General features: G+C 40.6%; 13 protein-coding genes. 2 read left to right on the top strand and 11 right to left on the bottom strand.

Translation table 11 applies throughout. The features are described 5' to 3' along the window. Window positions 1-67: 67 nt before the first annotated feature. From rsmG to rpmH, 11 genes are all read right to left on the bottom strand, one after another. On the bottom strand, window positions 68-706 hold the full coding sequence (rsmG, locus tag GMES_RS21355; protein WP_006994913.1) for a 16S rRNA (guanine(527)-N(7))-methyltransferase RsmG: 639 nt from the start codon (window positions 704-706) through the stop codon (window positions 68-70). Then, window positions 706-2,607, bottom strand: coding sequence for a tRNA uridine-5-carboxymethylaminomethyl(34) synthesis enzyme MnmG (mnmG, locus tag GMES_RS21350; RefSeq protein ID WP_006994912.1), 1,902 nt, complete (start codon window positions 2,605-2,607; stop codon window positions 706-708). The genes rsmG and mnmG overlap by 1 nt, the downstream gene beginning before the upstream one ends. A 1,059-nt stretch (window positions 2,608-3,666) precedes the next feature. Continuing rightward, window positions 3,667-4,482 (bottom strand): ATP-binding protein, encoded by an 816-nt coding sequence (locus tag GMES_RS21345; RefSeq protein ID WP_006994911.1) that lies wholly within the window; start codon window positions 4,480-4,482, stop codon window positions 3,667-3,669. 19 nt (window positions 4,483-4,501) lie between these two features. After that, window positions 4,502-5,176, bottom strand: coding sequence for a DnaT-like ssDNA-binding domain-containing protein (locus tag GMES_RS21340; protein ID WP_006994910.1), 675 nt, complete (start codon window positions 5,174-5,176; stop codon window positions 4,502-4,504). 3 nt (window positions 5,177-5,179) lie between these two features. Continuing rightward, complete coding sequence (mioC, locus tag GMES_RS21335; protein WP_006994909.1) at window positions 5,180-5,617, bottom strand: FMN-binding protein MioC; 438 nt, start codon at window positions 5,615-5,617, stop codon at window positions 5,180-5,182. A gap of 278 nt (window positions 5,618-5,895) precedes the next feature. Next, the gene (mnmE, locus tag GMES_RS21330; protein ID WP_006994908.1) at window positions 5,896-7,278 is read right to left on the bottom strand and encodes a tRNA uridine-5-carboxymethylaminomethyl(34) synthesis GTPase MnmE; all 1,383 of its coding nucleotides are present in this window, start codon (window positions 7,276-7,278) and stop codon (window positions 5,896-5,898) included. A gap of 8 nt (window positions 7,279-7,286) precedes the next feature. Further along, window positions 7,287-7,769 carry a YajQ family cyclic di-GMP-binding protein gene (locus GMES_RS21325; protein WP_006994907.1) on the bottom strand — a complete coding sequence of 161 codons (483 nt, stop codon included), beginning with the start codon at window positions 7,767-7,769 and terminating at the stop codon, window positions 7,287-7,289. A gap of 110 nt (window positions 7,770-7,879) precedes the next feature. Continuing rightward, a complete protein-coding gene (gene yidC, locus GMES_RS21320; RefSeq protein ID WP_006994906.1) occupies window positions 7,880-9,511 on the bottom strand; it encodes a membrane protein insertase YidC in 1,632 nt (543 codons plus the stop codon). Window positions 9,512-9,620: 109 nt separating this feature from the next. Beyond that, the gene (gene yidD, locus GMES_RS22370) at window positions 9,621-9,875 is read right to left on the bottom strand and encodes a membrane protein insertion efficiency factor YidD (RefSeq protein WP_081974735.1); all 255 of its coding nucleotides are present in this window, start codon (window positions 9,873-9,875) and stop codon (window positions 9,621-9,623) included. Beyond that, the gene (gene rnpA / locus GMES_RS21315) at window positions 9,836-10,198 is read right to left on the bottom strand and encodes a ribonuclease P protein component (protein ID WP_006994904.1); all 363 of its coding nucleotides are present in this window, start codon (window positions 10,196-10,198) and stop codon (window positions 9,836-9,838) included. Before rnpA ends, yidD begins: the two co-directional genes overlap by 40 nt. A 9-nt stretch (window positions 10,199-10,207) precedes the next feature. Beyond that, window positions 10,208-10,342, bottom strand: coding sequence for a 50S ribosomal protein L34 (rpmH, locus tag GMES_RS21310; protein WP_006994903.1), 135 nt, complete (start codon window positions 10,340-10,342; stop codon window positions 10,208-10,210). Window positions 10,343-10,847: 505 nt separating this feature from the next. On the opposite strand from rpmH, the gene dnaA reads away from it, so the two are divergent. After that, window positions 10,848-12,272, top strand: a complete 1,425-nt coding sequence (dnaA, locus tag GMES_RS21305) for a chromosomal replication initiator protein DnaA (RefSeq protein ID WP_006994902.1) — start codon at window positions 10,848-10,850, stop codon at window positions 12,270-12,272. 20 nt (window positions 12,273-12,292) lie between these two features. Further along, the gene (gene dnaN, locus GMES_RS21300) at window positions 12,293-13,396 is read left to right on the top strand and encodes a DNA polymerase III subunit beta (protein WP_006994901.1); all 1,104 of its coding nucleotides are present in this window, start codon (window positions 12,293-12,295) and stop codon (window positions 13,394-13,396) included. The last annotated feature ends 12 nt before the right edge of the window (window positions 13,397-13,408 follow it).

Genomic DNA, 13,408 nt, shown 5'->3' with positions numbered 1-13,408 from the left:
ACAAATAGCGTGATAAAAAAATTATCTGCAGAAGATAATGCTTTTAACGTTAAAAAGAAATGTTCATTTATGACTTAACAATCTTTATCAGATGCCTATCACCATCCAATTCAGGTACCTGCAACTGGACAATCTCAGTGACGGCAAAGCCCGCAGGCAAATCATCTATTTCTTGTTGAGGTAATTGCCCTTTAAGCGCGATGAAAGTTCCGTCATTTCCAATCAAGTGCTGACACCAGTTCAACATATCATTCAGTGACGCGAACGCTCGGCTTAAAACACCATTGAGCTGATGAGGGCTGACATAATCTTCTACTCTAGACTGAACGGGCTGAATATTATCGAGTTTCAACTCGTAAGCAACTTGCTTCATAAATCTTACGCGCTTCCCCAGGCTATCAAGCAAGGTGAAATGTGTTTCCGGTAACATAATAGCAAGTGGTATCCCTGGTAAACCAGGACCTGTTCCCACATCAATGTAGTGATTTTGGGATAAATGAGGAGCAACAACGATGGAGTCCATGATGTGTTTTAACAACATAGACTCAACATCTCGTACTGACGTTAGGTTGTAGGTTTTATTCCATTTATCGATCATTTGGACAAAACCAACTAACTGGCTGATCTGATCTTTTGTTACCTGTAGCTCAGTGCGCTTGATATGAGTAGTAAGTAAACCCGTTAAGTACTCTGTGTTATCTGACATTATGCAGTTTTACGCTCTGTTTTTCTAAGCAAGCCGTGCTTTTTCAAATAGACCAGAAGCAAAGAAATAGCGGCAGGGGTAATACCTGATATACGTGAAGCTAAGCCTAATGTTTCGGGCTTGGCGTCGCTTAGCTTTGCCACAACTTCATTTGATAGACCTGAAATCTGGCTGTAATCGAAATCAATGGGGATCAAAGTATTTTCGTTTTTACGTGATTTTGCGATCTCATCTTGTTGGCGTTCAATATAGCCCGCATATTTGATCTGTATTTCCACTTGCTCAGCCGCTTTAGGATCGGCGATCCCTGGGCCAAAATCAGTGAGTTTCATTAACGTTTCATACGTCATTTCAGGACGACGGATTAAATCTTCTAAGGTATTTTCTTTGCTTAATGCATTTTTTAACAATGGATTCAGTGCTTCTGCTGCTGCATGCTTAGGATGTACCCAAGTATCTCGCAGACGCTGGCGTTCAAGCTCTATGGCTTCCAGTTTAATATTGAATGCTTGCCAGCGTTGTTCGTCAACTAAACCTAGCTCATGACCCTTGGCCGTTAATCTAATGTCTGCGTTATCTTCACGTAACAACAAACGGTATTCAGCGCGGCTAGTGAACATGCGATAGGGTTCTTTGGTGCCCATGGTAGCGAGATCGTCGATCAGTACGCCCATGTATGCTTCATCGCGACGCAGGATCAATGGATCCTTCCCTTGGCACTGTAAAGATGCATTCGCTCCGGCAATTAAACCTTGCGCCCCTGCTTCTTCATAGCCTGTGGTACCGTTGATTTGACCAGCGAAGAACAAGCCTTTAATAAATTTGGTCTCAAGGCTTTGTTTTAGATCTCGCGGATCAAAGAAATCATATTCGATCGCATACCCCGGACGGATAATATGGGCATTTTCGAAACCTTTAATTGAACGAACGAGCTCAAACTGAACATCAAATGGCAGACTTGTCGATATTCCGTTTGGATATACTTCGATACTGTTCAAGCCTTCAGGCTCTACAAATATTTGATGAGAATCTTTGTCTGCAAAGCGATTAATTTTGTCTTCTATCGAAGGACAATAGCGTGGTCCAATACCTTCTATCACCCCAGTGTACATAGGGGAGCGGTCTAGCCCACCACGAATGATATCGTGGGTTTTACTGTTTGTATGGGTGATGTAACACGCGATTTGTCTAGGATGGTCTTCCCTTTTTCCCATAAATGAAAATACTGGAGTAGGGCTGTCACCCAATTGCTCTTGCATCACACTGTAGTCGAGTGTTCTGGCATCCAAGCGTGCGGGAGTACCCGTTTTTAAGCGTGACACACGAAAAGGTAAAGCGCGTAAGCGATCTGCTAATGCAATCGAAGGAGGATCGCCAGCACGGCCTCCTTTGTAATTTTCCATACCGATATGAATGGTACCACCTAAAAACGTGCCTACGGTGATTACAACGGATTTCGCACGGAATTTCAGACCCATCTGAGTCACTACACCAGTGACTTGATCGTTTTCCACGATAAGATCGTCACAAGATTGTTGGAAAAGAGTGAGATTATCTTGATGCTCAACAATATCGCGAATAGCAGATCGATATAAGGATCGATCAGCTTGTGCGCGAGTCGCCCTTACGGCAGGCCCTTTGCTTGAATTCAGTGTTCTGAATTGGATCCCACCCTTGTCGATAGCTTTAGCCATACTGCCACCTAAAGCATCAATTTCTTTTACTAGGTGACCTTTACCGATCCCACCAATCGCTGGGTTACATGACATCTGGCCTAGAGTTTCAACGTTATGTGTCAATAATAGGGTTTTTGATCCCATACGCGCAGCAGCAAGTGCCGCTTCAGTGCCTGCGTGACCACCACCAACTACGATTACGTCAAATTGTTGTTGATAAAACATTTAGTACCTCTTCAATCATGTATATCCCAAAAAAGGGGCGCGTATTCTATATGTTATTTAGCAGAAGTGAAATGCTTAAAATTCATTCAGAAGATCAAACCGATCTTGCTTAATATTTATATGATCTATTTAGATCTTTACTTAATGTTATTATTATTAGTGATCGATGGATCTGTGTGTAAGCGTTATTAATTCAATATTATCAGTAAGTTATATTGAACTTTTTGTTGTGATCATTCATTGATCTATTTTGTATAGCTTGGGGGTAAGTAGCGATCTTATCCACAAGCGGATCCAAGCCTATATTTATCAAGTGGATATGTAGTGATTATACAGCAGTTATTCAGGATCTTGTGCACAATAAAGGATAAGGTTTGATCTAACTGTGTATAAAATGTGATCTTCTTCAATAGGATCAGTCCATAAACCCTATTCTACATGACCTATACCCTTTAGATCACGATCTTCGATCGAGTTGTGTATAACTGCTGGATCTAAGCGAAAATTAAATTATGATTTTTTTTTAAATAATTGGAAAACAGCACTATAAACACTTAATTAAGACTGCTGGGGCTTTTTTTGTCTAAAGATAAACAGGATATTAGGACGCAATTTTCCTGAAAATTTCTAAAAGAGAGAGTAAAAGAGCGTCTAAAAAGATCCTAAAGTAACATTCAAATGACGAAGATCCTGTTTATGAGGATCCTTGCTTATGAACATGAGCTTTCCTTTTCGGCTATTTATCTGCGTTTATTAACTTTTTAGGTGAGCACTTATAACGTATCGCCTAACGTACGGTGATGGTTGAGTGTGGATCATAGCGCCTATTTAATCATGATTAACGCTGAGCGAGCACTCATGAGCGGATATAGTCTGTAAAGGAGATATAGTCACTTATATCGCATTGACTAGTACAATTTTATGGAACAAGAGGAAGGGGATAGCGCGTGATTATTGTGCTAGCTTGAGAGCTCTAATCGAAAGATTACTCTTATGGTTTTCTCTTATCACCAAGGAAATGCCGCTATATAAATATATCTAGCGGCAAATGACAATTCCTTATTTTACTTGATTAGGCTGATAACCGGTTGCTCTGTGGGTCTCTACTTGTGAAGGAATAATCTCTTTTCGGCGACTTGGGCCTTCAAAGCGAACCTTGTAGGTATCGTATTCTTTTATTGACTCAAAACAGTAGCTACCTAAGGCTTGTTCGAGTTCAGCCAGGTTATGGTTGGTGATTAGTATGCAGTTTTTATTATGTGCCAGACGCTGTCTTAACAAATTTCCTAACCAGCTTTGGGCGTTCTTCTTAAGTGCAGACTCATTGACACACACCTCGTCCAATATTAATAAATCAACGTCGAGTAGTTCTTGGTTTATTTCACGAAATTTCTCACCTACTTTATCTGTCGCGCTGTAATCGTATGAGAAGAAGCGCATTTCTAGCAGTGTTGAAAGTTGTCTGTATAAAACAGTGATCTCGTATTGATTGATCAACTCGTGTGCAATAGCACCAGCGGTATGAGATTTTCCACGGCCATAATCACCATAAAATATCATCATATGCGAGCCACTTTTGCGCCAAGCGGGATCCTCATGGGCTGCGATAAACGAATGGGCAATACTTATCGCTTCTTTTACGTCGTCACTGTCTTGAATAAGATTGTCGAACGTCCATTTAGGATTAAGATCAGAACGTCCATGTAACGTTTGAATTCGGGCGCGTTTGCCGTCTTTTTGTAGCTGGCGCACGTCGCGATTAGCAAGAGCTTCGTGTTCGAGCCTTACCGTCTTATAATCAGTATAGGTATCAGGAATATGTTTCCTGCCAAGCGTTTTACCGAGTTGAGCGATTCTGTCTTTCAAACTTAGCATGTTAATTTTCCGCTAATGATCATGAGTTAGAGGTGGTTTTTGCTTTGCTACTGTATTTGGCAACAAGATTTTTGGCATTTTCATCCGCAACAACACCTGCTTTGGCTGTGACGATTTGATTACCTACCTTGTGGATAGCCTTGATGTTTTTAGCTAAGCGTTTTTGTTTAACGTTAAATACAAATTTCTGCGTCCACTGAAACTGAGTAAATTGAGTTTGGGGGCGTCCCAACCAATAGGCTACAAAATCCCCCAGTTCGTGATCAGAAAATTCACTATCAATGATGCCTACCAGTTTAGCTAAATCTTGATATAAAGTTGTGTTTGGGGTCCAGTTTGCACTCATCTTTTGCCACTGTAAATGGAGCTGGCTGTAATCATCAGGTTTGATCCTTAGTAAAGGTAAGGTAAGAATTTTTCCGTTAAAACTCTTATTCAAATCGACCTCTTCCACAAAGCTGACTAACTCAACATGAAGCAATTCTTTGATTAGGTTATTCACTTGCCGGCCAAGGTTGAATTTGCTTTCTTTTGCGTTGAGCATGCTTAATAGTGATTTGTAATTTAATGCGGGCGTATTACCTGTTGTTCCATCAACAGTGGGTCTCAAACCCATCAAATATAATACCCTGGCATCATTGCTCACGGCTTGATTAAGTGCTTTTTGTTCTGCTTCGTTCAACCAGGTGTCCAATTGTTAACCTCTACTACTTATCCAAGTTTCTAACCACTCGACGGCGGTATTTTCCGGAATAGGGTGATGAAGTACATCAATATTGAGTGCTGGAGCATCCATTCTTGCACCACTGTTCTTTAGTACTTGTTCCATTTTGGCTGCGCCAGAACAAAAAGTGTCATAACTGCTGTCTCCCAATCCAATGACGATAAAAGATACATCGCTGACATCTGTGGTTTCTATTTGCTTTGCGAAACGCTGAATGTTATCTGGTAAATCGCCTGCTCCATGGGTAGAGGTACAAATAATCCAAATAGCTGAATGAGAAATATCAGGTAAGTCAGGAGTCAAATGTACATTCGAAGCTAGCTGGTGTTTGCTCAATGTTTCTTGTAACGCTTCTGCAACGTATTCGCTGGCACCGAGCATGCTGCCGACAATTATTTCAAAATCTACCATTATTCTTTCTCGTTATTAATTGAATTCATTGTACCTTGCATAGATTGGCGCGACTACGTATTAACTCAAGGTATAAAACGATAGGCGGGAAAATATTATCAAGTAAAGTAAATATAACCTTGTGTCTGCCACCAATTACTTCGAGACTAAGTTAATGATTAATCTGAGTGTTTTTTAAACATGAAATTTCAAACAATAGAAACGAGACACACTAGTCAGCGTGCCTTGTTATATAGTGGTTAGCGAATACCGACCTACAGATTAGAGCGTGCTAAGAGTTATTTACCTATGCAGAAAGATGAGAATATCTTTCCTAGCAAGTCATCAGAACTAAATTCACCAGTTATTTCACTCAAATATGATTGGGCTAGGCGCAGTTCTTCAGCTAATAGCTCACCCGCTAGGTTGTCTTCTAATTGCTGCTTACCTAATAATAAATGCTCTTCTGCTCGCTCAATAGCATCAATATGACGTCGCCTTGCGATGAATTGACCTTCATTTGACGAATGAAAACCCATGCATTCCTTAAGGTGCTCTGCCAGTACCTCTATGCCTTGTTTGTGACTCGCTGAGAGTTGGAAAACCGGATAATCATCGTATTGTACCTTTCCAACATTTTCACCAGAGAGATCCGCTTTATTACGAATAACGGTCAGCCCGATATTTTTTGGTAAGCGGCGCATAAATTCTGGCCAGATTTTATGTGGGTCGTTCTCATGGGTTTCGGTACTGTCTAACATGAACAAAACACGATCGGCCTGTTCGATTTCCTGCCAAGCGCGTTCAATGCCAATGCGTTCTACTTCATCTGAGCTGTCCCTAAGGCCAGCAGTGTCGATAATATGCAGAGGCATACCATCAATGTGGATGTGTTCTTTTAACACGTCACGTGTGGTGCCTGCTATTGCAGTAACAATTGCTGCGTCACGCCCGGCTAAAGCATTTAATAAACTTGATTTGCCTGCATTGGGCCGACCGGCAATAACAACGCGCATACCTTCTCGCAGCAAACTGCCTTGTTGTGCTTTGCTTTTTACTGAGCTTAATTGTTTCGTTATTGCCTTGAGGTCATTCTGTACTTTGCCGTCACTAAGAAAGTCGATTTCTTCGTCAGGAAAATCAATTGCTGCTTCCACGTATATGCGCAAATGCGTTAGCAACTCAACAAGCGAGTTAATTTGTGTTGAAAACTCGCCCTGTAAAGAGCGTAGCGCCCCGCGAGCGGCTTGCTCTGAACTGGCATCAATTAAATCCGCTATGGCTTCAGCCTGGGCTAAATCTAGTTTGTCGTTTAAATAGGCGCGTTCACTAAACTCACCTGGCCTTGCTAAACGCACATTAGGAACGTGTAGAGTTGCTTTTATGAGCATATCTAAAACAACTTGGCCACCATGGCCTTGTAGTTCTAAAACATCTTCGCCAGTAAAGGAGTGGGGCGCTTTAAAGAATAACGCTATACCTTGGTCAAGCGGTTCGCCAGTATTTGCCTTAAACGGCACGTATTGGGCATTTCGAACGGGCGGTACATGTCCAATTAATTTCTCGGCTACTTTTGCTGCTAAGGAGCCTGATACACGCACTATTCCAACGCCGCCGCGACCGCTCGCGGTTGCTTGGGCGACGATAGTGTCTTGGTCTGGAGTATTTTGCTCAACAGTCACAGTGTTGCCTAATCTCGAAAATTGGTAAATTGTAGGGGTTGCTCTAGGTCACTGCTTTTCGCTAACGCCATGACTTGCTGCAAATCATCACGTTTTTTACCCGTGACACGCACTTGATCGCCCTGAATCGAAGCTTGCACTTTAATCTTAGCGTCTTTGATCATCTTGATCAGCTTTTTGGCCACTGGCTGTTCAATACCTTCTTTAAACGCGATAGCCTGTTTGTATATCTTACCTATGTGCTGAACGTCTTTTTCTTCAAAGGCTGCGGTATCTACACCGCGTTTTACACAAGTGCCGCGCAAGATATCTAGCATTTGTTTTAACTGAAAATCACTATCAGAAGACATAGTAACGATGTTTTCTTTAAGCTCGAAACTGGCTTCTACGCCACGAAAGTCAAAGCGGGTCGAAAGCTCGCGGTTAGCGTTTTCGACGGCGTTTCTCACTTCTTCTAATTTAATTTCTGACACAATATCAAATGAGGGCATGTTGATTTCCTATTGTTTGAATGAACATATTGTAATGCTAGGTGTGAATATAAAAAAGCCCGCCTACATAGTTGTGTAAGGCGGGCTATTTGCACATGGGAAGTGGCGATTTACTTAGTTTTTAAGCCGCGCTTTTCCATTGATGCATAAATAATCTTTGCCTGTATAAGGGTAATGATGTTACTGATTAACCAATATAGCACTAGACCTGCTGGGAATATGAAGAAGAACAAACTCATAGCGACAGGCATAAATTGCATTATTTTCTGCTGCATTGGGTCTGTCATTGTCATAGGTTGCAGCTTCTGTAGAAGATACATACTAAGGCCAGTTAATATCGGTAGGACAAAGTAAGGGTCTTTAACGGACAAATCAGTGATCCAGAAAATGAAGTCAGCGTGACGTAATTCAACACTTTCTAACAACACCCAATATAAGGCTAAAAAGATAGGCATTTGTAAAAGAAGAGGGAAGCAACCACCCATAGGGTTCACTTTATCTTTCTTGTACATTTCCATCATGGCTTGCTGCATCTTCTGCTTGTCGTCGCCATAACGTTCTTTCAACGCGTCCATTTTCGGTTTCAGAGCACGCATTTTTGCCATTGATTCATATTGTGCTTTCGTTAGTGGATACATAGCGCCTTTAACGACAATAGTGATAAGGATTATCGAGAAACCCCAATTACCAATTAAGCTGTGAATGAACTGCAAGAAGGCGAAGAGATATTTAGATATCCACCACAGAAATCCGTAATCAACTGTTAAATCTAAGCCGCGCGCGATTTTTTCTAAGGTATCTTGGTCTTTAGGGCCAAGGTAAAGCGAGCTTTGAATATCAACACTTTGGCCTGATTCGATATCTACAGGTTGACCAATAAAACCGATAATCGCGTTACCGTTTTGAGTCATTTTACTATAGAGAGAGTTGATCTGATCTTGTGGTGGTACCCAGGCAGAAACAAAGTAGTGCTCAATCATTGCTGCCCAACCAGCAGGAGTGGATTGATTTAAGTTTTTGTCTTGCATGTCATCAAAGGAGTACTTCTCGTAACGCTCGTCTTCAGTAGAGAATGCACCACCACGATAAGTTGGCATAAACATGCTTCCGCCTTGATCCACGGTGCTCTGTTTTAACTGTCCGAACTGTTTCACGCTTTTTACATCTGAAGAGGTGTTCTCAACATGATAATTTACTTTCACTTCGTGACTGTTTTTACTGAATATAAATTCTTTAGTCACGCGTAAACCGGATTTAGCTGTATACGTTATAGGTACTGTGAGCGAGTCACCTTCCATAACGAAATTGTCTTGGCCTACAGAATAAGTAGGACGTGAGCCTTTATCTATTCCATTGGTACCGACCAATCCACTTTGAGCCACAAAAATCGTCGGGCCGCTAGGGCGCAGTAAGCTATAGGTGCCCTGTGAACCTTGCTCAAGAGGGTATTTAAGCAAGTTTGCTGAAATAACATCACCACCTACGGTATTAATGCTCAGTTGCAACGTATCAGTAGTCACAGATATGACCTTACCAACAACGCTTTGAGTCGGTAACGCACTTTTATTTGTTGGCGTAGCAATAGGTACATCGCCATTGCTGTTTGGAGCATCGCTGCCCACTGTTTGTTGACTTTCTACTGGCTGGGCAGGTTGAGGACCATAGTCCACTTGCCATTGTTGCCATAAAAGAAAGCTGACCATGGCAAGGCCAATTAATAAAAAGCTGCGTTGGGATTCCATAAAATACTCTATATTAACTACATTATTAATTTAAGCCGTTTTGCCTAGGCGACGACCTTCATTCGATTGTGAATTTGTCCGTATCTTTAAACGGGTAAATTCAAATATTTCAGTGTTTGTTTTGCTTCTTCTTTTCGGGCACCAGATCGATTCCACCAGAATGCAGCGGATGGCATTTTAGTATGCGTTTGATACTTAACCAACCACCAATTATGATTCCGTGTTGTTTTATTGCTTCAATTGCATAGTAAGAACAAGTTGGATGAAATCGACAATTTTGCCCCAGCATGGGTGAAAGCCATAGCTGGTATAGTCTAATCAAACCTATTGGGATTTTTCGCAGCGCTTGGCTAACTTTTTCCATAACTTACTTAAAACTAGGAATAGTTCCTGATTCGAGAGCTTATCAAGCCCACTTTTACCAACCACTACTATATCAATGTTAGGTAAGCTTTGCTGATGATTGCGAAAACTTTCACGCACAATGCGTTTAATACGATTGCGATCGTGTGCTTTTTTGACACGTTTTTTAGCGACAGTTATTCCTAGTCTGGGATTAGGACTATCATTGTGACGAGCAAGTAAGGTTAAGTTTGGGGATACGGCAGGAGTGGCATTTTTGAAAACAAATTCAAAGTGGGTGGGAGTTAAAAGTCTCAACTCCCGAGAAAATGAATTTTCACCCACTTTAAATGATTAAGCTGTTAAACGAGCACGGCCTTTAGCACGACGATTGGCAATAACCTTGCGGCCATTTTTAGTCGCCATACGGGCACGAAAACCGTGTGAACGCTTACGCTTTAAGTTACTTGGTTGAAAAGTTCTTTTCATGACCTAGTTCCGCTACATAAGGTTAAAAACAAATGAACACTTGCATGCTCAAAAAGGACGCTGAATTCTAGAGATCCGGCCAACGTTTGTCAATGAGTTATCGAGATCATTGTGTAATTAATGATCATCTAGCGTTTCTGATGGTCTTTGGGTAACTAGTCTATGTGTAGCTACTTTATCCACATTTATTATTATTATTTTGATTTACTATTATTTTCTGGCCCGATTTTTGATTTTATATTTAACTGTTATAATTTTTGTAATGTGATGTTTAAATAATAATATGTATAAAAAACAATTATATATAGTTTTTTTATAGAATATTTTAGCGATGCTAAAAAGGTTGTTTTACTTATGCACAGTTTAGAGTGATAATTAGCGCCTATTTTGCAAATGATGCTGAATAATTAATCGCTCAAGCTCAGTTTTTATTTTTCGATTTTCTTCTGTTGTCTTATTACACTTTTTTTTCCCCTTTATTTTGTTGGTTCGGAGTAGTTTTTTAATGTCTTTATGGAATCGTTGCCTTGAAAGGCTGCAGCAAGATTTGCCGACTCAGCAATTTAGTATGTGGATAAGACCTTTGATAGCAAATGAAGAAGCTGCTGCAGTGACTCTTTTTGCCCCTAATCGATTCGTTTTAGATTGGGTACGTGATAAATACATAGCTCAAATTGAAGCATTATTCGCTGAGTTTTGTGCTAATGATGCGGTACCTCAACTTAGAATAGAGGTAAAATCTGCCGCTAGTGTTCAACAGAGTTATTCGCAGAATACTACTCCTGCCATTCATCAATCCTCAGCAGTAGAAAACAGCATCAAATCTTTACAAAAACATCAAGCGGCTCGAAGCAGCGTAAACGTCCAAGCAGATAACAGCCCACCTAATGTTAAAATTGCGGCGTCTCATAAAAGTAATATCAATTTTAATTACAAGTTTGATAACTTCGTGGAAGGTAAATCAAACCAGTTAGCAAGAGCGGCTTCTAAGCAAGTTTCTGATAATCCAGGTAAGGCATATAACCCATTATTTATTTATGGTGGTACTGGTTTAGGTAAAACACATTTATTACACGCCGTCGGTAATGGGATTATCGATAATAAAAAAGACGCAACCGTCGTGTATATGCATTCGGAGCGATTTGTTCAAGATATGGTTAAAGCGTTGCAGAATAACGCGATTGAAGAGTTCAAACGTTATTACCGTTCGGTTGACGCATTACTTATCGATGATATTCAATTCTTTGCTAATAAAGAGCGTTCACAAGAAGAGTTTTTTCATACCTTCAATGCTTTGTTAGAGGGTAATCAGCAAATCATCCTTACTTCTGACCGTTACCCTAAGGAAATTGATGGGGTAGAGGACAGGCTTAAATCTCGGTTCGGTTGGGGACTTACAATTGCTATTGAACCCCCAGAATTGGAAACACGTGTTGCCATTTTAATGCGTAAGGCGTTAGAGAATAAGATTGTGCTGCCAGATGAAGTGGCTTTCTTTATTGCTAAACGACTTCGCTCTAATGTGAGAGAGCTTGAAGGGGCGCTTAATCGAGTCATCGCTAATGCTAATTTTACTGGCCGACCAATCACTATTGATTTTGTTCGTGAAGCGTTACGTGATTTGCTAGCGTTGCAAGAAAAGCTCGTCACGATAGACAATATTCAAAAAACGGTGGCTGAGTATTACAAAATTAAGATGGCGGATATTTTATCTAAGCGCAGAAGTAGAAGTGTGGCTCGACCAAGACAGATGGCCATGGCTTTGTCGAAAGAGTTAACCAACCACAGCTTGCCAGAAATAGGCGATGCTTTTGGTGGTAGGGACCACACAACTGTGTTGCATGCATGTAGGAAAATTGTGCAGCTTAGAGAAGAGAGTCATGATATAAAAGAAGACTATCAAAATTTAATTCGCACCTTATCTTCATAAAAAAAGTTACGAGAATTTAGATGAAATTCAGTATAAGCAGGGAAAACTTTCTACAACCGCTTCAATTAGTTTCTGGCGCTGTAGAACGCAGACACACATTACCTATTCTATCCAATGTATTGATCAAAGTAAGCGATAATGCTTTGTGGCTAACAGGTACCGATTTGGAAGTTGAATTAATTTCAAATGTTACTTTGACGGGCGATTTTGAAGAAGGTGAAATCACAGTACCGGCCAAGAAACTTTTAGATATCATTCGTGGTTTGACTGAAGGTAGCGAGATTAGTTTTCATGTAGATGGCAATAAAGCTATTCTTCGATGTGGTCGAAGCAAATATAGTTTATCTACTCTCTCTGCTAACGATTATCCGAATCTTGAGGATTGGCAGGGGGAACTCGAATTTGAAATTTCTCAGTCAAACCTTAAGCGATTAATTGACAGTGTTCATTTCTCAATGGCTCAACAAGATGTGCGTTATTATCTTAATGGCATGTCTTTGGAAACCGAAGACAATGTTATTCGCACTGTTGCCACAGACGGCCACAGGCTTGCTCTATGCCGCTTAAATTATACTGATGCTACGTTGCCTAATCGCCAGGTAATTATCCCTCGTAAAGGGGTTATGGAGATTACTAGGCTTATTGAAGACAGTGACAAATCATTAAAGGTACAGGTGGGTTCAAACCATATCCGTATTTTTTCCAATGACTTTATTTTCACCAGCAAATTGGTTGATGGGCGTTTCCCTGATTATCGCCGAGTTTTACCAAAAGATGGTGATAAGAATATTATTGCTAGTAAACTTGGTCTTAAAAACGCTTTTTCTCGTGCATCGATTCTTTCAAATGAAAAATTCAAAGGTGTGCGCTTAAACTTATCATCTGGTGAAGTAAAAATTACTGCTAATAACCCAGAACAAGAAGAAGCCGTAGAGATTGTAGATGTAGATTATCAAGGTGGTGATTTAGAGATAGGGTTCAATGTTGCCTATCTAATTGACGTGCTCAATGCACTGAATGCTGAAGAAGTGAAATTCACCCTTGCGGATTCAAACAGTAGTGCACTAATTGAAGATGGGTCTGATGACTCTGCACTTTACGTTATAATGCCAATGAGGCTGTAGTCCTCTTCTTGT

Origin of the sequence: Paraglaciecola mesophila KMM 241, from assembly GCF_000315015.1 — a bacterium.
GTDB classification, from domain to species: domain Bacteria; phylum Pseudomonadota; class Gammaproteobacteria; order Enterobacterales; family Alteromonadaceae; genus Paraglaciecola; species Paraglaciecola mesophila.
Note: the sequence above shows the minus strand (reverse complement) of the source record. Positions and strands in the feature narration are given on the sequence as shown.